Here is a 24,926-nt window from a genome sequence, read left to right as displayed (position 1 = left end):
TAAAACGAATCGAATTACCCGCGATTATTGAAATGCACCATAAATAACAGAAGTAATGGACGCTAATCCGCAGACAAAAGTGAATATTTGTGCTGGCTTTGACGTACTAAATTTTTTCATTGCAGGAACAATATTCATCGATACCACCGGTAGAATGAACAGGATAGCCGCGATCATTGGCGCCCCCATCGTTTCAATCATACCTAAAATGCTTGGGTTACGAATAGTGACGATCCATGTTGTTATCACAATAAATAACATAGATGCTGTCTCAATTTTCCTAACTGAGAAAGAAGAGCGGGATTTAATTAACCCAACTAAACCTTCGTGGGCACCTAAGAAGTGACCAAAATAGCTAGAAACAATCGCCGCAAAAGCAACAATCGGCCCTAAGTAAGACAAAATTGGTGATGGATTGATATTAGCAATATGCGATAACACGCTAATGTTCTCTTGCTTGGCAATTTCCAGTTCTGCTGGGCTTAAAGATAACACCACAGAAAAAACAAAGAACATCACAAAGCCTGTTAACATTAAGGCTGCACCACCTGTGATCATATCAGTTTTGACGATTGCCTTGTCACCAAATTGTTGACGTTGGTCTTTGGTAAATTGGCTGATAATCGGGCTATGGTTAAATGAAAATACGATCAGTGGGATAGCCATCCAAACTATAACTGGCATTGCACTCCAATCAGGCGACACTTCTAGCATCGACATATTCCACTCAGGGATTAAATATAAAGACAATGCTAATAAGATGAAAACTAATGGGTAAACCATCAAAGAAGTGAGTTTTAACATGAGGTCACGACCAAACACCACCCCTGCTGTCATTGCCGAAATCAACACACCTGACAGTAACCAACGCGGAGGTTGCGCCATGCCAAGCTGATTGACAATAAAAGAATCAACGGTATTGGTGATACCCACGCCATAAATTAATACAATTGGGTAAATAGCAAAGAAATAAGCAAAGGTAATGATATTTGCCCCAACTTTACCAAAGTGCTCTTCTACAGTATCAGTAATATCCGCATTCGGATTTTTTGCAGACAAAACAAAACGCGCTAACCCTTTATGTGCTAGCCAAATCATTGGGGTAGCAATTAATGCCAACACAACTAATGGCCAAAAACCCCCAGCACCTGCTTTAATAGGTAAGAATAAAACCCCTGCCCCTACGGCTGTTCCAAATAAAGAAAGTACCCATGTAAAATCCTTATACGTCCATTTACTTACTGGCTTATCCGTTGTAACCACTGTTTTTTCTATTGTGCTCATCTTGTATTCTTCATCATTAACGTTATTAAAATCAGATGCGCCGATTTTGCATGAAGTTAGTAAGACCGCCTAATTTAATTTACCTATTTTGTTCAACTTTTTGGCGTAGATCTCGTTAATAACGTCAAATAAAAAAACTCAATGTAATTCCTCTGTAAAAATCCTTTTTAGCTTGTGATTAAAATAATAAATTTTGCATCTAAAGAATTTAATTTTAAATGTGATAAAAAAATGGCTGAACTACTAGCTCAGCCATTTACATAAAAAATAGGTTGGGTTTATAGATAGACAGGAACTAAAATTTCAGTTGCAATGACCACAACAATTAAGCCAACTAGCACTGGAATTGACGTTCTTTTTACCACTTCAAACGGTGAAATTTTAGCCATCCCAGACACCGCAACGACGACACCTGAAACAGGTGATAATGTGCGCCCCAAGTTAGAAGCTTGTAACATTGGGATCACCAAATAAGCTGGGTTGACGCCCATCTGTTTTGCTAGATGTGGAATTAATTCGACAAAGGCATAAAACGGTGCATTACCAGACCCTGTCGTCATTGCAGCTAGCATTGTAATAATTACCAATGCAATCATCATGACAATCGCGCCCGAACCAAATGATTGTGCTAGGTCAATAAGCCCTTTGATAAAACCAATAGTACTTAAACCTTGTGCAAATACACCCGCCGCAACTAATAACATAACCACTGTAGCAAAGGCTTCAGCCATCCCTTTATAACAAACCTCTAAGCCACCATAGACGTGTTTTGCACTGAAACTACGAATGAATTCAATAACAGCAGCTAAAATAATACAACCAACAATGATTGTAACTATGTGCAGTTCAGGCGCCCACTTACCATCAAATACTAATACACCAATAATCGGAGTGAATGGTAAAATGGCATAAAAAGAAGGCGCATGAGTTTTGATTTCATTGACGTCAAGCATTTCCATTTTGACGTTTTCTTTTCTATCTAGATAACGCTGCCAGAAGAAATGTGCGATAGACATAGCAACAATTGCAGCAATAGAAATAGGCAAAGTCACTTTAAATGCAAAATCAACTAATGGCATTTCAGCAGCTTGCGCCGCTAAAATAACGTCACCTGAAGTCGGTGCCAGAATAATTGCCGCTGGTGAAGCACAAATTGCCGCCGCTGCACCACGGCTAATCCCGACATTCACCATCACGGGGAACAAGGTTGCCATCAATAACACCCCAAGACCAGTCGCAGAGGAAACCGCCAGCGACATCAAGCAAGCAACAATATAAGCCGCTACCATTAATAAATATGGCGAGTTGATCATTTTTAGCGGTTTTGATGCAATTTTAACAACCACATCATTGGCACCAATATGGGTCATGTAAGATGCAAACCCACATAGCACCATAATCATCATACCAAGGTCACCACCTCGGCTCATTAATAGGAATTTTATGTATTCCAAAATGTCTGTTGTACGCCACCCCGTCGTAGGAACAGAACTTGGTAAAATACTTTTTCCCATAATAGCGGTAATGATCAGAAGTAAAATCCCCCCTGTCATTAGCACGCCCGTTGCCGAATACCCTTTTATGATATAGCGCCCAACTCCAATGGCGACAATAACGCCGATTAAGAGCTCAATCATTTGTTTCTCCTGCCTGTCTCATTTTGTAATTATAAAAAATCACTCTGCCTAATAGTTAAGCAAAATTCACTGACAATGATCATGCCAGACGATATTTTTTAATATAGATATGAATAAAAACACAAGATAAAGAAATAATAAATCTTTTATAGAAGAGATTTTCTAGCGGATTTTACCAATTACCCTCTTCAGATAGGTAGAACAGACTAGATTAGGTTAAAAAAAAGAAATTGAAGTATATGCGGATACCAATGGGTTCGTCATCAAGATAGCTAATCAAATACAGAAAACCTGCATTGATATTAAAATCAGGAAACAATCAACTAAACAGTTCGTAAATCATATCGCCAAAAAAACCTCGATATTGTAAATAACGGATCTGTTTACTCTTTTCTTTAAAATCTTGGGGTAGGTCATCACCAAATTTTTTGCTGCGTACCAATGCCGCTTTCTCAAACCAATCCACATCAACATCAGCAAAATGTTTTTCAACTAAAGCTTCAGAAAAGCCTTTTTGACGCATTTCTTGCTTAATTCGCAACGGACCATAACCTTTGCGAATATAGCCCTGCATTAATAGTGCCACCACCCGATCATCATCAAGAAAGTGTTGCTCACTGAGTCGTTCAAGGGCTTTTTCAATCAACGATTCATCAATAATACCTTCATTTTTCTCATACATCCGTCGTTTCATACGGCTAAATAACTCAGCTTTACCGTAGTCACGGCGAGAAAGCATAAACAGGGCATATTGGTACAGGTCAGATTCATTCATAGTGTCAAACTATCATCATTAAATTGGGCACTTTACGCGCCCAGTCTAACACAAACCTTTGTACTCTAAATAATCCAAGGCATATATAGGCAACAAGCTTCGCCCATGTGACTTGCAGTCTAACGAATTAGTGAACTTGCGCGCCACTCAGTAGCTTGTATATCGTATCCGGCGTGTAACTTCCATCTTGGAAATAAATTGTCCAATCCGTAATATCATCACGGGTTAATGGATAAGTTTCCCCTTCTTGCATATCTTTCACATAAAAAGGATGGTTAATTAATCGGCCTTCAAACTGGTCACCATTCCAAGAAATTGGCTCAAACCACATATGTTCGTGCCCATCATAATCCTCTTCCGCATCATGATAACCAATGCCACATTTCACTAAGAAACGCCATTCAGTATCAGCTTCATCATCGTTTTTGCCTAAAAACTTCGCAAAAAAACCTTTCTTTTGAGTGACAGGTTTTGGACCATAATTATCTAACATGTGGGTGAAATACTCCCAGCGCAGCTTCGCTTTACGGGACATATCCGCCGTTTCTTCGTCTGTGCGCATAAACATCATCGCATTTTGATCTTCAAACCCTTCAAAGAAACTCTCTAATACTGGGTTTTCTTGTGTAACACGGAACAACATGACTGACGGGTGCTGATGAGACTCATCCCTGTCGTGCCAATCCCCCATAAAACGCTCAGAAGTTGCATCACCAAACTCAAAATTCATTTCTTCTAATGGCTTTAAGTTATCAATAGGCGTTGATTTACCGACATGAAGCAACCCTTCCTCAAATGGCAATGCCACCAGGTATTCGTAACCTGATTGTGTTTGCCCAATAAAAATTGGCTCGTTAAAGACGATTTTACCGTGTGTAATACTGTTGTTCACAAAGCTCCAGAATAATTCTGGGATACCATAATAAGATGCGATTGGGTGTGGAATAATAATTTCAGCTTCAGACAACCCACAACGGGCTAAACCATGGGTATGGAACCAATACATGGTTGGTGCGCGCTCTTCTTCCGGTTTATTTTCATTATCTTCTTGGTCATAAATAGCGTGCACAACATATAAAGAATCAATGCTTGGCATTAAATCATCTATTAATTGAAAATTAAGCCACTCACGAGTAAACACTTTCCCTGCTGCCGAAATATCCAGCCCTAAGAGTAAATCAGGCACTAAGATTTGAATGATTTTCAGTTGTTGAAGGTAACTGACTAACGGCTGCTCTTTGAATAAACATTCCACAATCACCGCTTGAGGAGCCGAACTCGCCTCCGCGTATAATTCTGGACTAATAGGGTCTGTCGCAAAATATGGGTTGATCGTATATTCAGGGTCGCTATCTACCAATGAAATATAGAAACGCAATTCCTCTTCACCTTTTTTACAGCTAAAAAAGAAACCGTCTTCATCTGGAATATAGTCTACTTCTCCATCCGTAAAATAGGTTTGTTCTTCTAAACGCTGCTCAAGTAACGAAGATGTCAATTCAGAACCTGGAATAGCGACCATCATAGATGCTTCTTTTTCGCCTTCACCTGCTGCAGTATCAAGGTAATATTGTTTATTGTTCATTTTAAGGCCTATTAATAAGTGACTTTAGCGAGGATATCAGCTTATATTCATTAAGAATATTGTGAATATTCTTAACAAATTCAGATTGTGATTTGATCCTTTATATTGTAACTAAGTAAACCAATAATCATTATTCGATAATAATTTATTCTACTTTTCATACGCTATTGGCTGAGGCACAATGACCTCCTTTCTCTGACTTGCTTCGTATTGATGAGGCAAAAGAACTAATTTCTATCTATATAGGTGTGAGAATATGATTGACCTGACAGAAGCACAAAAAGAATACATTGACGAACTCGCAATGCAGCGTGTTTACAATATGAATAGCGACGAAGTATTCGTACATGCTTTAGAACAAAAAATCCATCAAATGGAAGATCACTTAAAAGCCTATTTTCATGAACGTGTTAAGTTTCACCAACAGAATAAAAAATAATCTTTTACGCTCTTCGTGCCGGTAACCTTTTGTCTATCGGCACCTATTTTTCGGTTTTGGAAAGCACAATCTTAAACAAACTATCAACCTACACTCATTTTACCCAAAGAGTTAATAAAAAAGCATTAAGCGCTATCCCTAAAAAAAAGATTAATGATAAAATTCCGATTATCGCTGTAAGACGAATAATAATCTGCTTTTACACCCCCTTTACTTCCTAAAATTGAGCCAATGTTATGAAACGCATCCAATTCAGTCATGTGCTAATCCTTTCTTCTTTTTTATGTATTCCCGTAAGCTTTGCCGATAGCGACCGTCCATTATTTTCAGTATCAGTTAGTGAGTCAGGGGTGCCACAAAACAATAACGAAGGCGGTATTACTCGTTCTTCTGCTACAGAGTCACGAGTACTGCCGATTTGGGGTGATGAAGCACGCGCCCGCGGTTATGATTTGCCGGAGCCATTTGGTGCAAGCTATGGTTATATGAATATGCGCCAAGATATTGTAGTCGACAGAATTGGGTTTATTTCTCCTGAAAGCCCTGAGTTTTCAAATGCGATACACATTGAAGCGGGACATACACGGCAAAAAAGTGAAACCCATACACTTAAATTAGATTCATGGGTATTTCCATTCTTAAATATTTATGGGTTATATGGTCACACTAAGGGTAAGTCCCATACCACACTAAAAGGTGGAAGTTTCGAGTTAGCTCCGGGATTCGTTATACCACTAGATCCTTTATTGAAAGGCCAACCTTTTGATTTAGATTTTAAAGGTAAAACCTATGGTGCTGGGTTTACTTTAGCCGGGGGATATAACGATTTTTTCACAACATTAGATTTAAATTATACAAAAACTGACCTTGATATTCTTGATGGTGATATTAAAGCTTTAATAATTTCACCTCGAATTGGCTATACATTTACTTTTGACCCATTGATTGATGGGCAAGGGAATACCAAAGTTCAAGTTTGGACTGGTGCAATGTACCAAGATATTACCCAACGTTTTAAAGGTGATATCAATAAGCTCAATTTACCTGGGAAATTCCAAGATATAATTAACTCAATGGATGAACCTGGTATGAAATTCGACGTCAAACAGCACCTTGCCCATAAATGGAATAATACTGTCGGTGCTCGCGTCGAGTTTACTCGCAATTTTAATGTACTCACTGAGTTTGGTTTTAATAACCGTAATACTTTCTTTGTCTCTGGAGAATTCCGTTTTTAATGTGGTATTCGGCTATTATCCAAAGGCTGGCATTGGTCAGCCTTTTTATTCTTTTTCCTGCTAAAGCAGATATTCTCCCCGACCGCCAACAAATTGATGGCTGGTTAAACAACCTCGGGGGTGAAAACAGCTTTGATGACAGCAAACCCATTGATTGGGGCGTTTTGCCGGGGCCTTTTTATACCCCTGAAATGGGGATAGGCATCGGTACTGCGCTGGTTGGTTTATACCGGATAGATAAAGAAGATAAACAAACGCAACCTTCTTCAATTGGGTTAAGTGGCTTCGCTTCATCTACAGGCGCATTTGGTTTGAATTTCACTAATTATAATTTTATTGATAACGACCAGTGGCGATTATTTATTTCGGGTACCATCAATAACATTCCTACTTATTATTGGGGAAAGGGCTATTCTGCAGGTAAAAACGACCGTAATAAAGAAAAGTACCATTCCCAAGAATTCCAAATAACGCCAAGAGCATTGTATAAACTAACGGATGCCACTTATATTGGACTCGGTTGGAACTTTTCATCAATTAATGCCAGCGACCCAGATGATGGTGCAAAAAAGTACTTCGCTAATTCCGTCGGTGGGCGTTCTGTTATCAACTCAGGGGTCAGCGCCTATTATAGTTATGATACCCGCGATTTTTTGCCTAACGCATACCAAGGGCAAACCTTTGAAGTGACTTACACTTATTTTGCGCCAAATCTTGGTAGCGACACCCGTTTTCAAACCACGCAATTACAATACGCTTACTACCATCAGATTGCCGAAGATACCGTGGTTGCACTTGATAATTATGCGCGGTTTTCAATAGGTAATGTGCCATGGAATCAATTATCGTTATTAGGTAATGGTAATCGAATGCGAGGCTATTACGAAGGTCGCTATCGCGACAATAATATATTCACTAGCCAAATAGAAATTAGGCATAAGCTAGATTGGCGTCATGGTATTGTCGGTTGGTTAGGCACAGGGACGATGAGCGATACACCGTCCGAACTAGGTCAAAGCCACTGGCTCCCTACTGTTGGTGTCGGGTATCGCTTTGAATTTAAGCCAAGAATGAATGTACGTTTGGATTTCGGCATTGGCCGTAATAGCACTGGTGTCTATTTTCAGGTCGGGGAGGCGTTTTAATGTTTAAGTGGGTTCAAGCGTCTTGTTTAGCCTTGCTATTAACTGCATGCCAAAATCATAGCAAGCTTGAATTGCCCGCTATTTCCCCCGTATTAACTTCGCATACCTTTGAAGAAGCTACACAAGATTGGTCCGTTATTCCTTCATTAGTTCCTCCTCAAGGCTTACGTGCATGCTGTGCCTTCGGGTACAACCTCCAAGCACAATTATGGGGGCTCCCCGTTCCTTTTTATACTATCGATAATATTGTAGAAGCCGATAGCCTTGGTGAGCATCATTATAATGATAGCTTTTTAGGGGCAAGTGCAGCTTTAATGGGGCTTAGTAATGAAAAAATTGGCTTATTATATACAGATAAAGGTGGGTTTATTGATATCTCGCATGTCAGAGATACTGCAGATTATACTTTTTACTTATTCAGCCAAATTTATCCACGCCTTGGCCAAGAATGGACACTTTCACTAAGTGAAGAACTGGCCAGTAGACAAATTCATTTCAGCCCCTTTACGCCACCGCCATCTGCACACCAACGTTATACGCTCAGTGCCTATCTTGCGGCTAAACTTGCTTTCCAACTTGCCGTATGGCACGAAATTGCACAATGGTATGGTTATCAATCGGTTCCAGGCTTTTCAGAAGGGATCTCGGCTTTTTCCCCTGAAGATCTTTACTCTAATTTGCTCGGAGCACGCCTTGCAATGACCGTTATTTTGCAGGGTCGAGCGAACTCTTTGCCGGTTTTTTCTCAATCCATAGAAAATATCCTACCTTTAGCCCTGCACCAATTGGGCGCATCAAATAGAGCCGAAACAAGTAAAATGTTCGATAACATTGATGGCCTATGGTGGAATAGCTACCGGAGAGTACCTGAAAAATTCCTTGTATTAACAAGGGACTATAATACCAGCGATGACAGGCTACCTTTAATACCGACTCAAATCATACCTCGGGGAGGGTTGCGATTAACGCTGCCAGATAACTACCTACAATACAATTTACCACTACTTGCTCAGTTACGTTTGCAACCCACTGAAAATATGAGACAACTTCCTGTACCAAACCATTATTGGACTGTTGCGGACTTCCCGGCCCTTGCAGAAGAAGCTAAACAACAAGATATACAGCAACAGATTTTACAACCCTAAATTTCCCCTAAAAATTGCTCACTTAAACGAAATTATCACGGTCAAGGTGACGAGTAAAAATGAAGCTTAACTCGCTTTTTTTACCTTTCATACCGCCTATTTGTATTTCACTTTTGTTCCCTCTTTTATCGTTAGGAAAAAGAGGCCTTTCCCATTTTGATTATAAAATAAGCGACTAAGTGGCTATTTATTGAGCAAAATAGCCTTATAATAACTAAGTGAACTGTGTGATAAATAATCGAATTTAACTTAAGTGCAGCCATTCAAAGTAAAAACAAGTAAGACATTTTAATATATAACCATAAAAACTAGATGTAAAAATATTATTTTTACATCAAAATCAATACAGTTAAAAATAAACAAAAAAACCTACAATCCAATACAGAAGTTTACCTAATATTAGCCGGATAAAAGTAGCTCGTAAAAATTTAATCTGCTAATATTCGCTCGAATTTTGTTCAGAGATACTTAGGAGAAGCAAATGCCCTCTCGAACGATGAGGACAAACGCCGTCTTCGCTTTCTTATTTTTACTTTTATTTTCGAGCCTCAGTATGGGCTCCACCAGTACCAGCACAATGCTCAATAAAGAGTACTCTAATAAAACTGTGCAAAATGTAAGTCAGGCCAAAACATCACTCCCTGATTTACGTAAATACCCTTCTGGTACACCACGAAAGAAAGCATTTTTGAAAACGGTTGTCCCTGTTATTGAAAAAGTTAATAAGCAGATTATGGAAGAGCGCAATTGGTTATTATCCGTTCGCGCAAATAAAAAATGGAGCGCTCAAGAACTGCGCCGTCTTAGCCAAATCTGTGATAGCTATGGTATGAAATGTAGCAACCCAAAACGCATCAATTGGGATAAGCTATTAAGTCGCGTAGATATCATGCCAACGCATTTAGTGGCCACACAAGCAGCAACAGAATCAGGTTGGGGTACATCACAACTTGCATTACAGAACGGCAACTTATTTGGTATGCGCTGCGGAAGTGGGTGCCGAACTAACAAAGGTAAAGTTAAAGGCTATTCAGCATACTCTTCAGTTGAAGATACCGTGACAGCGTATATGAAGAATATGAATACCCATAATGCTTATGAATCACTACGTAGTTCACGAGCAAAACAACGCCTATCAAAAGATGAGTTAGATACCACAAAACTTATCAATGATATGAAAGGGTACTCCGAGTTAGGTTCATCCTATAACCGTTATTTACAAGAAATGTACGCGAGTAATGAAGAACTGATTACACAAGCTCAAAAAAGAGCAGCCACTCGCATCTAATTATTGTATCACCAGGTACAAGATATAAAAAATCCACTTAACAAAGTGGATTTTTTTATCGCTATAAATTGCTCATGTTATAGCAGGCAGATACCCTGCGGGGGAATTGAATGCCGCCAACAAAATCATTACTCAAAATATGACGAGCAATATTCTGATTGCATAGAAGAAGAGATCAAATATCATATGCTCATCTTCTACCAAAATAATTAACATCTTTGAGTCTAATATGAATTTCTTCTCTTTTGAGTTTCTTGGCTCTTTCTTGATATTTTTTCTTATTTATTGGGCTTGTCAGCCCAGTGCAAAACTACAAAATGGTCTACTAATTACCGCAAGCTATTTTTTTGTTTATTCGTTTAACCCTGATTTTGCCTATATTTTATTTGGTTATACCCTATTCATTTATTTTCTCACAAACTGGGTGACAAATTGGCTATCAAATCGATGGGTCTATCTCATCCTAGCCACAGTTATTATCGGTTACTTCACCTACTTTAAATATTATTCTTTCTTTCAAGAAAGTATTCAGCAAACTTTAGATAAATTTGGTTTTAGTGTTGGGCTCCCTATTCTTGAAATACTGGCTCCACTCGGTCTTTCTTTTTATGCATTCCACTCTGTTAGTTATACAGTTTCAGTATGCCGCAAAGAAATTCCTAAAGCTGATTTTTTCGATGTCGCTTTATACCTTGCATTTTTTCCAAGTATTGTGGCGGGGCCGATTAACCGCGCAAAAAATTTCATGCCTCAAATCCAAGCAGAAAGCCGAACCATTCTCAATAGTCGCAAGGCAATCCTGTTGATTTCACTGGCGCTAATTAAGCTCTTTTTATTTAGTTCTTACTTATCCGAAAATTTTGTTAACCCTGTTTTTGATGCCCCTATCGGATATAGCGCAGGAGAGATCTTAGTAGCCACTTATGCCTATGCATGGAATATCTACTTTAACTTTTCCGGTTACACCAACCTTGTTACGGGCATCGCCTTATTATTAGGTTTCAGAGTACCCGTTAACTTTAATGCCCCTTATTTAGCCGCAAACCTAAAAGAATTTTGGGCACGTTGGCATATTAGCCTATCGACTTTTATTCGTGATTATATTTATATCCCACTAGGAGGTAACCGCAAAGGCTTTAGCCGTATGAATGCTAATGTATTCCTTGCTATGGTGATCTCCGGACTCTGGCATGGTGCCGCAATGACGTTCGTGGTGTGGGGAGCAATACATGGCTTAGGGATTGTTTTACTCAATTTAAAGAGTTTGTGTATGGAAAAATTGGGTTGGACAAAGGCACTCCCTAATAAAACATTATCAATTTGGGTCTCACGAATTATCACTTTCCATTTTGTCTGTTTTGCTTGGATCTTTTTCCGTAGTGCTTCTTTTGATGATGCGATATTAATGATTAATCAAATTATTGCCCCAGGCTTTATTGCATCAATTAATGCAAGCCTAGGTCTGCTTATTGCATTTTGGGTCTTACTCATTACCTATCCTTACTTTGTACAAGGTTACCATTATGCGGCGAAAAAATACCAAGATATCCCTTGGTATTACTACCCTATTCCACTTGCTCTTGTTTTAACAATTATGTTTATGCTTTCACCTTCAGGTATGCCGGGGTTTATTTATGCTAACTTCTGAGTTTAAAAAAAACCTAATTAAAACCGGCCAAGTTTTAGTTATTGTGTTACTAGCAGGACTGTTGTTGATTTGGTTAAACCAAGGTTCTTTGGAGCGATTCTGGCAACAAAAATATCATCAAGATACACCATGGGCGAAAATGGCAGGAAACCCTATTTGGGATTACGGTGCTTATTTACATGACGGTGCTCTCGAGGCGGGAAGTGTATTTACTTATCATGCTTCAGGGCAAAAAGCACAAGACGACCAGCAAGCCGCTGAATTAGCATTAGCAAATAAAAACAAGAAGCTGAGTTTCCCAGACGGTTTTCAAGTGGGCCTGCATTTTATGAATGGTTATATCTACCCAGCAGACAGCTTATCAATAACTTTCCCTGAGTTGCTTAAGCGCCCACAAGCGAGAGCAAAAAGCCTCAAGGGCAATTTAAGTCACTTAGCTATCAAGCAAAACCAACCTATTGTAGAGAAGCATATAGCCAACATTGAAAAAGGCCAGCAAGTTCTATTTGCAGGAGACTCAATGATGCAAGGCATTGCTCCACATGTTAAGAACAAGCTATTGAAAAAATATAATATCGATAGCATTAATTTAAGCAAACAAAGCACTGGCCTTGCCTATCCACGCTTTTTCAACTGGCCCCAAACCATTGCTAAGGCATTGAATGATAACCCTAATATTAAAGTTCTTGTTGTTTTCTTAGGGCCTAATGACCCTTGGGATATGCCACCAAAAACAGGTTATAAATACGTCAAATTTAAAAGTGAAGACTGGGAAAAAGTTTACCGAGAGCGTATTAATGATATAATATCGACCGCACGCCAGCACAATGTAGATGTTATTTGGGTTGGTCCTCCTAATATGCGTAAAAATACGCTATCCGATGGTATGAAATTCTTAAGAAGCCTCTACCAGTCTGAAGTTGAAAGTAACGGCGAAATTTATTTTTCTGTCAATGATGTCTTTAAATATAAAGGCGATAACTACTCTGACTATATCGGCGATGAAAGCAGTACAATTAAATTGAGAAGTGGCGATGGGATTCATTTCAGCAGTAAAGGGCAACAACTTATTGCAGAAAAAGTTTTCTCATTGATCCATTTCGAAGCAGAGGAAGAAAAGGAACCTCATGAAACTGAACAATCTGCGTCAAGCTAAGCTCAAAATTTTAGCAGGTAGCATCATTGCACTGCTATCGTTGGGCTTATTGTCTTGTCAAAATACATCAGACAAAACGCGCATACCAAGTTCGAAACAAGGACAAACTGTTATATCTCAAGGGCAATTAATCAACAATGCTGAGCCTAATTTAACGCAATTAGCAAATAAATTACGCCAAGGTAACCAGCAAGTTCATATTATTCAAATTGGTGATTCCCACACTGCGGCTGATTTTTTCAGCGGCAATTTAAGGAGTTTATTTCAGCAACGTTATGGTGATGCAGGTCCTGGCTTTATTCCTCCTATTTCTATTCCGGGACAACGTACTGCAACCATTAACCGCATGAGCGAGAAAAAAGAATGGTCACTTTCTTCTAGCCGTAAAGATGAGCGTTTTGATTACCCCTTAGGGGGAATGATTGCTGAACCACAAGCCGCAAAGAGTAAAGTGCTACTCAAGCCGTTACAACCGGCTCTAGGGGCCTATCAGCTTCAAACGCTATACCAGAGCGCGAATGACTCTCAAATGAGTGTGGCTCCAGCTGTTTCACCTAATGTTGCACTCCCGGCAACAGGCTATCAGTGGTATTTTTCAACCCCGGTTAACACCCAGTTACCCGCAGAGGTTACGGTCAATAAAAGTGCTGGGTTAAAGATTGGTGGCTGGCTCGTACGTTCACAAAAGCCAGGGGTTATGCTTTCCGCGCTAGGGATCAATGGTGCAACACTTAGTATGGTAGATAAATGGCAACCACAATGGAGTGAGACTTTAGCTCAGCTGTCACCTGATATGGTGATTTTAGCTTATGGTACTAATGAAGCCTTTAATGATACGTTAGACCTTGCCGCTTATGAGCAAAATTTACGCGCTAAAATCCGCTTAATCCGCCAGCAAATGCCAAATAGCGTTATTTTATTAGTCGGGCCGAATGATTCGATTAAATTTAATGATGCCATGAATTGCCAAGCTCAAATGCCTGTAAACTTAATGAATGTTATTCAAATTCAGAAATCTGTTTCAGCTCAGGAACATACGCTGTTTTGGGACTGGCAAGCCTTTATGGGTGGCCCTTGTTCAATCCGTACATGGGCAGCACAAGACTTAGCACGACCAGACAATGTACACTTGTCTGTTGATGGTTACAAAAAGAGTGCTCAAGGTTTATATAGCCAGTTGAGCCAGCTTTTACAGTAACGAAAAGCAAAAAGGTCAGCCGATTAAAGCTGACCTTTGTCTTTATACCTAAAAAATTACAAGAAAACGAAGAAAATCATACCGACAATGGCGCCCGTCGTCCCTAAGATAGTTTCCATTACCGTCCACGTTTTTAGAGTCTGCGCTTCAGTTGCACCAGTAAATTTACCAAACAACCAGAAACCTGAGTCATTAACATGACTTAAAATCAATGAACCACCGGAAATACAGATTGATAAAGCAGCAAGCTGCGCACCTGAATACCCTAATTCACTGATAACGGGTAAAACTAAACCTACCGCTGTTAAGCACGCAACCGTTGCAGAACCTTGGATAACACGTACAGCACCCGCTAAAACAAAACAGGCTACCGCAATAGGTAAACCCGCGCCGATTAGCGAATCCCCTAGCGCTGGACCAACACCTGAATCCACAAGAATTTGTTTGAAAACACCACCAGCCCCAGTCACCAACAGGATAATCCCCGCAGGCTGGATCGCCGCCGAACAAACTTCCATCAATTTTTCTTTATTCATACCATAACGGAAACCTAAACCATATATGGCAAGCAAGCATGCAAGTAATAAAGCAGTGAAAGGATGACCAATAAATTCGAGCCAATGTTCCAGAGTTGAGCCTTTCTCAACAAAATGAGTCCCAATTGTTTTTAAACCCACCAAAACTAATGGAAATAACACTAAACATAAGCTGAACCCAAAACTTGGCATTTTGCCATGTTCTGTATTTGGTGCTTTATAATCCGCAGGAATATCAATGTGTACAAACTGGCTAATAAATCGCCCATATAGAGGACCCGCTAGGATCATACTAGGAATTGCAGCACATAGACCAATGAGAATCATCCAGCCATAATCTGCGCCCATTTGTGAAGCAACCAGCATCGGTGTCGGCCCAGGCAACAAGAATGCCGCAGCGGCAGCAACCCCAGCAAATAATGGGATAGCTAAACGGACAACGTTATGCCCAGTTCGATTTGCCACTGCAAATACCACACCGATTAACAGCACTATGGCGACATCAAAAAATAATGGCAGTGCACAAATTAACCCTGCGATACCTACCGCATAGTGCGCATGTTTCTCACCGAAAAGGTTAAGTAACTTATTCGCAACCTGATCTAATGCCCCTGTTTCATGCAGGATTTTGCCAAACATTGCCCCTAATGCCACAACAATAGCAAGGAAACCTAGAGTCCCAGCCATTCCTTTTTGCATCGTCTCGGTTATTTGTTGAACTGGCATTCCTGAAAACAACCCTGCACCAATTGACACTATCATCAGTGCAACAAAAGCATGTAGGCGTGCATACATGACTAAAAACAGTAATAAAACTACCGAGCCAACCGCTGTGAGTACCAATGTTAATGTGCTAAGCGTCTCAACCGTGCTCATGATTTTTCTCCCGCGACAATTTGTTTAATCGTTAAGCAGGTATTACCGATGACATCTTCAAGAGTTTGGCGAATATCAACTATATGAACATCAGTTTCCGCTGCATTGGGTTCTTCTAAGGCTGCAAATTGTGTTTTTAACATTTCAGGTTTGAAGAAATGCCCTTTACGGGCTTTTAATCTTTCTTCAATAACCTCTGAATCCCCTTTTAAGTAGATAAAAAATAAATTTTTATTGTCTTCTCTTAATATATCTCGATATTTTTTCTTTAATGCTGAACATACAACTAAAGAAATAGAATTTGTTCTCTGCATAGCAAAAATTGCCTGGTTTAATGCGACTAACCAAGGTTGGCGGTCATCATCATTTAGCGCATGACCCGATGCCATTTTTAAAATATTTGCTTTAGGGTGCAGAAAGTCGCCATCAAGAAAGGCGGCATGTAATTCCTGAGCAACGCCATTTGCTACTGCAGATTTACCGCTACCCGATACCCCCATTAGTACAAATGCATAGTTTTGTTGTTGGGTATCACTCATAGGAAACTCCTCAGGCATTCAAAATTATTCTGGCTTTTAATTAATACCGTTATGTTACTGGTAACAAGTTACGGGTAACATTATCAGCAGTGAGGATTTATTTAGCAATCAAATTGGCGAAGAAGAGAACAGATCTGTGATGATTATCTCAATCTGAGTTTAGTGAAGATAGGCAAAGAAAAAAGAGGCACTAACAATATAGAAATTTAAAAGTATGTTTTATTTTAAATTTCAATTAACCCATCTTTAATATTCATCTAAATAATTCGTGGTGTCGCTAGGCGGCAAACGAGCCAAGTCCTAGGAGCATACTCCAGTATGTGACTAGGGTTGGTGAGTGCAGCTAATACTTTTAGTGCATACGCCGAAATTTAGCTTTAAGGCTATATTAAACCACACTATTTCCCTAAATAATTCGAATTAGAGGTAGGCGGCAAATTGAGGATATCTCAGGGAGCATACATAAGTATGTGACCTGAGTAGCCGAAAGCAGCCAACCCCCCTATAATTTGAAGTATGACGGGAAATAATTAGATGCTCTCGCCCGTGAGTAGAGAAAACCCCACATCAAAATGCGTCTCCGTCAGCTTATTCCCTGACATTCTCGCCAGCAACACTTCTGCGGCTTTTCGCCCCATAAGGTCCCTTGGCGTCAAAATACTGGCTAATTTCGGTGTCATGACTTGCCCCACATCGTGACCATGGAACCCCGAGATGGCAAGGTCTTCCGGAATTTGAATACCTAAGCGCTGGCATTCAAAAATAGCGCCTATAGCCAAGTCATCATTAGTACAAAATAAGCCATCGGTATCAGGGTACTTAGCGCGACACTCATGCAATAATTGAGCACCTAGTGAATATGATGAACTGACTTCTGTCATCAGATTACGCGGCTCAAGGTTGGCATCCAACATTGCTTGCTCATAGCCTTTTAAACGAATAAACGTACGCTCATCGTGCCTTGCCCCCAAATACACAATATGACGACAACCGCGTTCGAGCATCGCTTGAGTCATTTGGCGGGAAGCTTCAAAGTTATCAATCCCCACGGCAGTATCTAAACAAGGGGAAACGCTATCCATAATTTCAACCACAGGGATCCCTGAAGTTTTCAGCATGCGAAGCGTCCGTTCCGTATGGGTACGCTCAGCTAAAATCACCCCATCGATATTATAAGAAAGTAACGACATCAGCCGCTCCTCTTCTTTTTCAGGCAAATAGCCATAGTGTGCCAGCATCGTTTGATAACCATGACAGTCAGTGACTGCCTCGATACCTCGGATCACCTCAGCAAAAACTTGGTTGGTCAATGAAGGTAATAGCACCCCAATTGCATGGCTTGTTGCATTTGACAATATATCAGGAGCTTTATTAGGTATATACCCTGATATTTCAACAGCTTGAGCAATTTTTTCACGCAGAGATTCCGAAACTTGCTCTGGGTTTCGTAAAAAACGGCTCACCGTCATTTTTGTCACGCCAACTTGGTCGGCAACATCCTGCAAAGAAGGTCTTTTTTTCTTCATAATTCCAAAGTGATATCCCATTCGTTAACGGTGCTATGTTCTGCGATCTTTTGCTGGATAGCAATCTTTGTTGCTGATTCACATCACATAAACGTCGATTTTTCCTAAGAACGCCATTTTTGTGGTTGACTCTCTATCATGACTCCGTTAATTTCCGCGTTATATAATTATTATCATAACGAATAGGTTAAATTTAAATATGGCCATAAATCGTAGGCATTTTATTAAATTGAGTGCCGTTCTCGCTACTTTTTACAGCTTACCGAGTTTTGCACAAACTCGTTATAAAGTTGAACAAGCCCTATTTGGTAAACTCCCCGCGCCAAACAATATTCAACGGGTAATAAGTTCAGGCCCACCTTCAGACTTATTACTGTTTGCACTTGTCCCTGAAAAAATGGTCGGGTTCGCTTCTATCTCCCTAAAAAAAGGGCAAACTGGCCTTTTCGCTCCACAGTGGCTTGAATTACCTGTTTATGGTCGTTTAGCGGGTCGTGGTAGCACATTATCCCTTGAACAACTGTTGTCCTATAACCCAGACCTAATTATTGACACTGGAAATATAGACGAAACTTATCGCTCACAAGGAGAGAAAGTCGCCAAACAAACAAATATTCCTTATTTATTAATCTCTGGGGGGCTACAAAACTCACCGCAACAACTCACTCAGCTAGGTGAAATCCTTGGTGCCATTCCACAAGCCCAAAAGCTCAGCCACCTTGCTCAGCGATACCTAGATGATGCGATTTCATTTGCGAGTAAAAACCGACAAAAACCACTGAGTTTTTACCTTGCACGCGGAGCAAAAGGTTTAGAAACCGGTGCTAAAGGCTCAATTCATACTGAAGCCATTGAAATGCTTGGGTTACATAATGTTGTAGATATTCCTAACTTCCATGGTCTTACCACAGTTTCGATGGAACAACTATATCAATGGAACCCAGATATCATTATAACGCAATATGAAGAAGCCATTGGGTTTATGACGACCTCCCCGTTGTGGAAAGGCTTAAATGCGATTAAAAACAATAAATTACTTATATTCAGTGGAATGCCATTCGGCTGGCTAGATGGGCCTCCAGGCATTAACCGCCTACTCGGCATGAGGCGATTACAAAGTCATTTTGATAAAAATATTGCAATACACATTAAATCCGATATTACCGAATATTTTGAGCTTTTTTATCATTCATCTTTAACGCCGGAGCAAGTTGACTTGCTGATAGAAAAATCATGAATGAACGACTTAATAAAGGCGCAAAACCCTTCATATTAGTTATTATTTTACTTATCAGCTTGGTTATTGCTCTTACAAGTGGTAAGTACTCACTTACTTTCAGTGAGCTTTATCACCTGCTTGTGAACCCACTTTCATCACAAACAACACTGAACGACCTTCGTCATGAAACAGTTTTTTGGCAAATACGCTTCCCTCGTACATTGGCCGCGATTTTAATTGGTGGTGGGCTTTCTATTGCAGGAGCTGCATACCAAGGAATGTTTCGTAACCCCTTAGTTTCCCCTGATATTTTAGGTGTTTCCGCAGGGGCTGGTGTCGGGGCGGTTATCGGGATATTCTTCGGTCAATCACTATTTTATATCCAGCTGTTTGCGTTTATTGGTGGCCTAATTACCGTTGCCTTAGTTTGCTTTATTGCTCACTTAGCAAGGCAACATGACCCAATCCTCTCGCTAGTTCTCGTCGGAGTTGCGGTCAGTGCTATTTGTGGCTCCGCTATCTCTTTAATGAAAATCCTTGCAGACCCCTATACACAACTACCTTCTATCACATTTTGGCTACTTGGCGGCCTATCTTCCATTACGCAAGAAGACTTAATATCCGTCTTGCCACTCATGGTCATTGCTATCATCCCACTATTGCTATTGCGTTGGCGTATGAATTTACTCAGCTTATCGGATGAAGAAGCCAAAAGTCTCGGGGTCAATGTCAGTTTGACACGCGCCATTTTCATTATTTGTGCCACGTTACTCACTGCGAGTGCTGTTTCTATTGCAGGAATTATTGGCTGGATTGGCTTAATTGTTCCGCATATCACCCGAATGATAGTGGGTGCTAACTTTCGTTATCAGCTTCCTGCCTCAATGGCGATTGGGGCAATCTTACTGCTTATTACTGATACACTAGCTCGGACTATTGCAGCAATCGAACTTCCATTAGGGATCTTAACTTCTGCCGTCGGCGCTCCCTTCTTTTTGGCTATATTATTACAAACTAGGCGGGTTAAATGAGTATTATGACCCTAAAAAATGTCGCTATTGGTTATCATCACACAGCAATAATTGATGACATCAATCTTTCTTTGCCTGAAAAAGAAATTACCTGCCTACTAGGAGCCAATGGGTGTGGCAAAACAACGCTAATGAAAACCATCTTAGGTTTGCTGCCCGCGATCAGTGGTGATATTTCACTGAATAACCGCTCTCTAAATTCACTATCACAGCGTGATATCGCGAAAGTAATTGCTTACGTACCTCAAGCACACGATACCCCTTTCACCTTCAACGTATTAGATATGGTAATGATGGGGCTCACCCCGCATATTTCATTATTTTCTGTACCCAGTAATGCCGAAAAAAACTTAGCACTTCAACAATTAGAGCGGCTCAGCATTCCACACCTTGCAACTCGACTGTACAGCACATTGAGCGGGGGGGAAAAACAGTTAGTATTGATAGCAAGAGCCTTGATACAAAGGCCATTACTCTTAATTATGGATGAACCTGCAGCTAGCCTTGATTTTGGTAACCAAATACGCCTACTTGAACAAATTGAAAAGCTTAAATCCCATGGTATGACGATATTGATGTCAACTCACCACCCACAACATGCTGCGGCGGTCGCTGACCATGTTATCTTGCTTGATAAGCAACACAGAGCAAGGCAAGGGATATCAAAAAGTATGTTAACACTTACTAACTTGGCAGTACTTTATAATGTGGATGAGCAAAGTATTGAAGCTCACTTCCAATTTCCATCATCATTTTCTTGTTAAGGTCAGGGATCATGTTAATTAACCAAATTGATTTCGCAAAAATGTACCAGCAACATATGCAGCAGGCACAACGCACCCGTAAAGAACCTGAGCATTGGGATAAAAAAGCCCAACAAATGGCACAAAATTGTGCCAATCCAAATGACCCATATTTGGTTCAGTTTCGTGAGTTAATGGATTTTACTGGGGCTCAAAGCCTACTGGATGTCGGCTGTGGCCCAGGCTCTATTAGCCTGTGTCTCGCCAATCAATTCAAAGAGGTCATTGGTATTGATTACAGTGGTGGCATGCTGGAAATGGCGAAAATTCGTGCAAAAGAGCTCGGCATTTCCAATGCCCACTTTGAAAAATTAGCGTGGGAAGATAACTGGGACACTCTGCCTAAAGTGGATATTGCCGTCGCTTCCCGTTCGACATTAGTGGATGATTTAAAAACCGCGCTGCTAAAACTCAACCGCCAAACAAAACTGCGCGTTTACACCACTCATACTATCAACCCAACCTTTATTGATGAAAATATTATTCGAGAAATTGGTCGCGAAGTAATACGTTTACCAACTTATATTTATGCAGTGAATATCCTACACCAAATGGGTATCAATGCCCGTGTAGACTTTATTAAGAGCCCGAATCAAGGCGGTTTTGATAGCTTTGAAGCCTTTGCCGATAGCGTCAATTGGTCACTAAAAAACATGACGCCGCAAGAAACAGAAGCTCTGTATCACTACTATCATGCACGAACTGCGTCAGGTAAGAAAATTCCTTATCCATCAAGAGATTGGGCGATGGTCTCATGGGATGTTGTCGATGAGGCCGATTTAACATTATGATTTATTTACCTGATGCATTAATCGACCAATTGCTGTTGGATGATATCCAATACGGCGACCTGACCACTCGCGCCTTAGGGCTACACTCCCAACTTGGTGTAATGACATTTTCCTCTAAACACGGCGGCTGTATTAGTGGGCTCCACATCGCCAAACGCATGTTAGAAAAACTCGGTATCCGTTGTGAGTGCCATTTTCAAGATGGCCAACACGTTGAACCTCAAAGTATTCTAATTCGTGCTACTGGGCCTATTGAAGCTCTGCATCAGGGCTGGAAAGCCACACAAAACGTGCTCGAATGGTGTTGCGGTGTGAGTCACTATACTCAGCAAATGGTCAGTATCTTGAAACAATATCAACCTAACGCACAGCTAGCCTGTACGCGAAAAACAATCCCAAACACTAAGCCCCTTGCCTTAACTGCGATTTTGGCGGGGGGCGCTATTGTTCATCGAGCAGGTAGTGCTGAAAGTATCTTGTTATTCACCAACCACCGGCAGTGCCTTGAACAACCAGATGATTGGCATACACATGTAAAAACATTGCGCCAAAACGCCCCCGAAAAACTGATTATTGTTGAGGCTGATGACTACCAACAGGCCGTTTTGGCGATTGAGGCACAGGCCGATATTGTGCAACTGGATAAACTCCCACCTGACCAAATTCAGCAATTACAAAAACTCGTACAGCAGCAACATTCTCCTTGCCAGTTATCAATTGCAGGGGGAATTAATTTAACAACCATTGAAGAGTTTGCCCAAATAGGTGTGCCGTTGCTAGTCACATCAGCTCCCTACTATGCGGCGCCTCGAGACATAAAAGTGAACATTTTTAAACAATAACCGAAAAAGTTCGCATAAAAAAAGCTATTTGCCAAAAACAGCCTACCCCGTAGGCTGCATTAACTTATGGCTAATCACGCATATCGTTATATAAAAAACAATATATCGAAATTAATGAAACGGGAAAGACATAATGAAAATAAAACAAATAACCTATTTGGTTGGGATGGCTTTATTCACAGCGCAAGGGCACGCCGCCTCAGTTAACAGCGAAAAAAATACTGATGTAATGTCAGTTTGGAGTACACCACTTGCTGCGGATGCGAATATCATCACGCAAGAGCAAATGACACAGTTGAATAAAACCAACGTAGCACAAGCATTGAGTACCATGCCAGGGGTTTCTATTCAAAAGTCAGGGAATCGTAACGAAACTCAAGTTAATGTGCGAGGTTTTGATAGCCGCCAAGTCCCTATCTTTTTTGATGGGGTCCCAACGTATGTCCCTTATGACGGCACCCTTGATCTTGGGCGTTTTATGACTAGCGAACTCGCGAGTGTTGAACTCTCTACAGGCTATACCTCATTACTGCAAGGGCCTAACTTGATGGGCGGTGCGATTAACTTAACGACCGCTACACCTAAAAAGCCATTTGAAGCCAATATCAACTTCAACCAAGGCTTTGCCCGCGGTGCAGATAACGCTCACAATATTAGTGCACGCTTAGGTGGCCGTAACGACCTAGGTTTTATCCAAGTTAGCGGTAGCCAATATAAGCAGCGTTTTATGGGAATACCAGATGCAGAAAATAACAATCCATTAGCAGGTAGCAATGGTCGCCGCCCGAATTCAGCCACAGATGATAAACGTATGATGGTAAAAGTCGGTTGGACACCCCGCGAAGCCGACGAGTATGTGATTACTTACCTAAAACAAGATGGTGATAAAAACAGTGCACCGAGCGTTACCAGTAAGAAACAACAAATTTGGCAATGGCCTGCCTATGATAAAGAAAGCATCTACTTTAATAGTACAACTCAAATAACTAATGATATCGCACTACAAAGCCGCCTATATCACGATACCTTTAAGAATACACTCCATCAATATAAGTCTGTGAAAGACTATAAGAAAGGTACTTACAACTACAGTCGTTATGATGACTATAGCAATGGTGCCGATATGCGTGTTGACTTCACGGTGCGTGAATTAGATATGCTTTCATTTGCCGCACACTGGAAAGAAGACATACACCGCGCTAGGTCTAAAAGAGATGTGCCATTCGACCGCTATAAAGATAATACCTATTCCATTGCTACGGAATATCAATGGGTTGCGACTGATAAGCTAGATATTGTCGGCGGTATTGGCTATGACTGGCGCAAAAGTGCTGATAGCAAACGTTATGATTATAAATCAGGCGACTTTAATACCTATGATGGAAATAACCAACATGCATTTAACTGGGAAGTGATGGCTCGCTACCACTTAACGAATGAAGATACCATCCAATTTTCTGTGTCAGAAAGAAGCCGTTTCCCAACGCAAAAAGAGCGTTATACAAAAAACAAAATGAAGAGTGATGATTCCTTCGTTATTAACCCTCACCTTGATGCAGAGCGTGCCCTTACCTACGACTTAACCTACAAAGGATATGTCACACCACAATGGACCTACACAACCAGTGTTTACTATAACCACGTTTCGGATGCCATCATGGCACACCATATTGGCAAAAATGCTGATGGCGGTGATTTGCTACAAAACCGCAATAGTGGCAAAGTCGACTACTTTGGCACTGATATAGGAACAACAGGGCAAATCACCGATTGGTTAGAAGCAGGCTTAAGCTACGGCTATATTCATGCTGATCCAAAACACTACAGTGTCAAACATGTCGCCGAGCTACCTACCCACAAAGCCTTTGCTTGGGTGAAATTGACTCCTTACGAACCGTTTAGCATTACGCTTACCGAAGAAGCAAGAAGTTGGGCATTTAACTATGTCGATAATGACAGCAAAGTACGTGGGTTCGCCAAAACTGACCTTCGTTTCGATTATGAATTAGGGAAAGGTATTTCAGTCAACACCTCTGTAAATAATCTATTTGATAAATCCTACGAATACACCAATGGCTATATAGAAGAAGGTCGTAACTATTGGTTAGGTATTGAATATAAATACTAACATTTAATATATTAGGCAGAGATTTAATCCTTTGCCTAATATAAATTGCATTAGAGTTTAAATTATAGCATAAGTAAAGCCTCAAAAACTAAGTATA

21 protein-coding genes are annotated in these 24,926 nt (G+C 40.5%); 14 read left to right on the top strand and 7 right to left on the bottom strand.

The features are described from left to right. Positions 1–24: 24 nt before the first annotated feature. The 4 genes from ACPEH5_RS15750 to ACPEH5_RS15735 form a co-directional block, all read right to left on the bottom strand. The gene (locus tag ACPEH5_RS15750) at positions 25–1,284 is read right to left on the bottom strand and encodes an aromatic amino acid transport family protein (RefSeq protein WP_042848477.1); all 1,260 of its coding nucleotides are present in this window, start codon (positions 1,282–1,284) and stop codon (positions 25–27) included. A gap of 278 nt (positions 1,285–1,562) precedes the next feature. Further along, positions 1,563–2,921: an anaerobic C4-dicarboxylate transporter DcuC gene (dcuC, locus tag ACPEH5_RS15745; protein ID WP_042848478.1), complete on the bottom strand. Its 1,359-nt coding sequence runs from the start codon at positions 2,919–2,921 to the stop codon at positions 1,563–1,565. Between the two features lie 319 nt (positions 2,922–3,240). Next, positions 3,241–3,696, bottom strand: a complete 456-nt coding sequence (locus tag ACPEH5_RS15740) for a regulatory protein RecX (RefSeq protein WP_042848480.1) — start codon at positions 3,694–3,696, stop codon at positions 3,241–3,243. A 127-nt stretch (positions 3,697–3,823) separates the two neighbouring features. After that, entirely contained in the window at positions 3,824–5,281 is a 1,458-nt protein-coding gene (locus tag ACPEH5_RS15735; RefSeq protein WP_042848481.1) for a DUF4026 domain-containing protein, read from the bottom strand. 256 nt (positions 5,282–5,537) lie between these two features. On the opposite strand from ACPEH5_RS15735, the gene ACPEH5_RS15730 reads away from it, so the two are divergent. From ACPEH5_RS15730 to ACPEH5_RS15695, 8 genes are all read left to right on the top strand, one after another. Further along, complete coding sequence (locus ACPEH5_RS15730) at positions 5,538–5,720, top strand: hypothetical protein (RefSeq protein ID WP_042848482.1); 183 nt, start codon at positions 5,538–5,540, stop codon at positions 5,718–5,720. Between the two features lie 236 nt (positions 5,721–5,956). Then, positions 5,957–6,958 (top strand): hypothetical protein, encoded by a 1,002-nt coding sequence (locus ACPEH5_RS15725; protein WP_129466990.1) that lies wholly within the window; start codon positions 5,957–5,959, stop codon positions 6,956–6,958. Next, positions 6,958–8,103 carry a BamA/TamA family outer membrane protein gene (locus ACPEH5_RS15720; RefSeq protein ID WP_240133493.1) on the top strand — a complete coding sequence of 382 codons (1,146 nt, stop codon included), beginning with the start codon at positions 6,958–6,960 and terminating at the stop codon, positions 8,101–8,103. Before ACPEH5_RS15725 ends, ACPEH5_RS15720 begins: the two co-directional genes overlap by 1 nt. Then, a complete protein-coding gene (locus tag ACPEH5_RS15715; RefSeq protein WP_181469044.1) occupies positions 8,103–9,248 on the top strand; it encodes a DUF4056 domain-containing protein in 1,146 nt (381 codons plus the stop codon). The genes ACPEH5_RS15720 and ACPEH5_RS15715 overlap by 1 nt, the downstream gene beginning before the upstream one ends. A 481-nt stretch (positions 9,249–9,729) precedes the next feature. Continuing rightward, positions 9,730–10,536, top strand: a complete 807-nt coding sequence (locus ACPEH5_RS15710) for a protein bax (protein ID WP_042848487.1) — start codon at positions 9,730–9,732, stop codon at positions 10,534–10,536. Positions 10,537–10,765: 229 nt separating this feature from the next. Continuing rightward, positions 10,766–12,184: an MBOAT family O-acyltransferase gene (locus ACPEH5_RS15705; RefSeq protein ID WP_129466985.1), complete on the top strand. Its 1,419-nt coding sequence runs from the start codon at positions 10,766–10,768 to the stop codon at positions 12,182–12,184. Next, positions 12,171–13,340: a GDSL-type esterase/lipase family protein gene (locus ACPEH5_RS15700; RefSeq protein WP_071547652.1), complete on the top strand. Its 1,170-nt coding sequence runs from the start codon at positions 12,171–12,173 to the stop codon at positions 13,338–13,340. The genes ACPEH5_RS15705 and ACPEH5_RS15700 overlap by 14 nt, the downstream gene beginning before the upstream one ends. Continuing rightward, positions 13,312–14,538 carry an SGNH/GDSL hydrolase family protein gene (locus ACPEH5_RS15695; RefSeq protein WP_042848490.1) on the top strand — a complete coding sequence of 409 codons (1,227 nt, stop codon included), beginning with the start codon at positions 13,312–13,314 and terminating at the stop codon, positions 14,536–14,538. The genes ACPEH5_RS15700 and ACPEH5_RS15695 overlap by 29 nt, the downstream gene beginning before the upstream one ends. 56 nt (positions 14,539–14,594) lie before the next feature. Here the strand turns inward: ACPEH5_RS15695 and gntU are convergent, their stop codons facing one another. From gntU to gntR, 3 genes are all read right to left on the bottom strand, one after another. Then, positions 14,595–15,950 carry a gluconate transporter gene (gntU, locus tag ACPEH5_RS15690; RefSeq protein WP_042848492.1) on the bottom strand — a complete coding sequence of 452 codons (1,356 nt, stop codon included), beginning with the start codon at positions 15,948–15,950 and terminating at the stop codon, positions 14,595–14,597. Further along, positions 15,947–16,489 carry a gluconokinase gene (gntK, locus tag ACPEH5_RS15685; protein ID WP_042848493.1) on the bottom strand — a complete coding sequence of 181 codons (543 nt, stop codon included), beginning with the start codon at positions 16,487–16,489 and terminating at the stop codon, positions 15,947–15,949. Before gntK ends, gntU begins: the two co-directional genes overlap by 4 nt. Positions 16,490–17,019: 530 nt before the next feature. Beyond that, positions 17,020–18,015 (bottom strand): gluconate operon transcriptional repressor GntR, encoded by a 996-nt coding sequence (gene gntR / locus ACPEH5_RS15680; protein WP_129466983.1) that lies wholly within the window; start codon positions 18,013–18,015, stop codon positions 17,020–17,022. 199 nt (positions 18,016–18,214) lie between these two features. On the opposite strand from gntR, the gene ACPEH5_RS15675 reads away from it, so the two are divergent. The 6 genes from ACPEH5_RS15675 to ACPEH5_RS15650 all read left to right on the top strand — a co-directional run bounded on the left by ACPEH5_RS15675 (position 18,215) and on the right by ACPEH5_RS15650 (position 24,829). Beyond that, a complete protein-coding gene (locus ACPEH5_RS15675; protein WP_042848496.1) occupies positions 18,215–19,252 on the top strand; it encodes an ABC transporter substrate-binding protein in 1,038 nt (345 codons plus the stop codon). Further along, positions 19,249–20,265 carry a FecCD family ABC transporter permease gene (locus ACPEH5_RS15670; RefSeq protein WP_071547650.1) on the top strand — a complete coding sequence of 339 codons (1,017 nt, stop codon included), beginning with the start codon at positions 19,249–19,251 and terminating at the stop codon, positions 20,263–20,265. Before ACPEH5_RS15675 ends, ACPEH5_RS15670 begins: the two co-directional genes overlap by 4 nt. Next, entirely contained in the window at positions 20,262–21,029 is a 768-nt protein-coding gene (locus ACPEH5_RS15665) for an ABC transporter ATP-binding protein (RefSeq protein WP_281110903.1), read from the top strand. Before ACPEH5_RS15670 ends, ACPEH5_RS15665 begins: the two co-directional genes overlap by 4 nt. Positions 21,030–21,040: 11 nt before the next feature. Further along, positions 21,041–21,859 carry a class I SAM-dependent methyltransferase gene (locus ACPEH5_RS15660; protein ID WP_129466980.1) on the top strand — a complete coding sequence of 273 codons (819 nt, stop codon included), beginning with the start codon at positions 21,041–21,043 and terminating at the stop codon, positions 21,857–21,859. Beyond that, positions 21,856–22,701 carry a ModD protein gene (gene modD / locus ACPEH5_RS15655; RefSeq protein WP_042848502.1) on the top strand — a complete coding sequence of 282 codons (846 nt, stop codon included), beginning with the start codon at positions 21,856–21,858 and terminating at the stop codon, positions 22,699–22,701. The genes ACPEH5_RS15660 and modD overlap by 4 nt, the downstream gene beginning before the upstream one ends. A gap of 133 nt (positions 22,702–22,834) precedes the next feature. After that, complete coding sequence (locus tag ACPEH5_RS15650; protein WP_221078380.1) at positions 22,835–24,829, top strand: TonB-dependent receptor plug domain-containing protein; 1,995 nt, start codon at positions 22,835–22,837, stop codon at positions 24,827–24,829. The last annotated feature ends 97 nt before the right edge of the window (positions 24,830–24,926 follow it).

Source organism: Providencia sp. NPDC089933 (genome assembly GCF_049545585.1).
Lineage (GTDB): Bacteria > Pseudomonadota > Gammaproteobacteria > Enterobacterales > Enterobacteriaceae > Providencia > Providencia huashanensis.
Note: the sequence above shows the minus strand (reverse complement) of the source record. Positions and strands in the feature narration are given on the sequence as shown.

Bases quoted from the DNA above. Each gene is read 5' to 3' on its own strand.
- ACPEH5_RS15650 (WP_221078380.1), top strand. From the start codon at position 22,835: ATGAAAATAAAACAAATAACCTATTTGGTTGGGATGGCTTTATTCACA.
- ACPEH5_RS15750 (WP_042848477.1), bottom strand. From the start codon at position 1,284: ATGAGCACAATAGAAAAAACAGTGGTTACAACGGATAAGCCAGTAAGT.
- ACPEH5_RS15710 (WP_042848487.1), top strand. From the start codon at position 9,730: ATGCCCTCTCGAACGATGAGGACAAACGCCGTCTTCGCTTTCTTATTT.
- ACPEH5_RS15715 (WP_181469044.1), top strand. From the start codon at position 8,103: ATGTTTAAGTGGGTTCAAGCGTCTTGTTTAGCCTTGCTATTAACTGCA.
- dcuC (WP_042848478.1), bottom strand. From the start codon at position 2,921: ATGATTGAGCTCTTAATCGGCGTTATTGTCGCCATTGGAGTTGGGCGC.
- ACPEH5_RS15740 (WP_042848480.1), bottom strand. From the start codon at position 3,696: ATGAATGAATCTGACCTGTACCAATATGCCCTGTTTATGCTTTCTCGC.
- ACPEH5_RS15670 (WP_071547650.1), top strand. From the start codon at position 19,249: ATGAATGAACGACTTAATAAAGGCGCAAAACCCTTCATATTAGTTATT.
- ACPEH5_RS15705 (WP_129466985.1), top strand. From the start codon at position 10,766: ATGAATTTCTTCTCTTTTGAGTTTCTTGGCTCTTTCTTGATATTTTTT.
- modD (WP_042848502.1), top strand. From the start codon at position 21,856: ATGATTTATTTACCTGATGCATTAATCGACCAATTGCTGTTGGATGAT.
- ACPEH5_RS15695 (WP_042848490.1), top strand. From the start codon at position 13,312: ATGAAACTGAACAATCTGCGTCAAGCTAAGCTCAAAATTTTAGCAGGT.
- gntK (WP_042848493.1), bottom strand. From the start codon at position 16,489: ATGAGTGATACCCAACAACAAAACTATGCATTTGTACTAATGGGGGTA.
- ACPEH5_RS15660 (WP_129466980.1), top strand. From the start codon at position 21,041: ATGTTAATTAACCAAATTGATTTCGCAAAAATGTACCAGCAACATATG.
- ACPEH5_RS15675 (WP_042848496.1), top strand. From the start codon at position 18,215: ATGGCCATAAATCGTAGGCATTTTATTAAATTGAGTGCCGTTCTCGCT.
- gntU (WP_042848492.1), bottom strand. From the start codon at position 15,950: ATGAGCACGGTTGAGACGCTTAGCACATTAACATTGGTACTCACAGCG.
- ACPEH5_RS15735 (WP_042848481.1), bottom strand. From the start codon at position 5,281: ATGAACAATAAACAATATTACCTTGATACTGCAGCAGGTGAAGGCGAA.
- ACPEH5_RS15725 (WP_129466990.1), top strand. From the start codon at position 5,957: ATGAAACGCATCCAATTCAGTCATGTGCTAATCCTTTCTTCTTTTTTA.
- ACPEH5_RS15720 (WP_240133493.1), top strand. From the start codon at position 6,958: ATGTGGTATTCGGCTATTATCCAAAGGCTGGCATTGGTCAGCCTTTTT.
- gntR (WP_129466983.1), bottom strand. From the start codon at position 18,015: ATGAAGAAAAAAAGACCTTCTTTGCAGGATGTTGCCGACCAAGTTGGC.
- ACPEH5_RS15730 (WP_042848482.1), top strand. From the start codon at position 5,538: ATGATTGACCTGACAGAAGCACAAAAAGAATACATTGACGAACTCGCA.
- ACPEH5_RS15700 (WP_071547652.1), top strand. From the start codon at position 12,171: ATGCTAACTTCTGAGTTTAAAAAAAACCTAATTAAAACCGGCCAAGTT.
- ACPEH5_RS15665 (WP_281110903.1), top strand. From the start codon at position 20,262: ATGAGTATTATGACCCTAAAAAATGTCGCTATTGGTTATCATCACACA.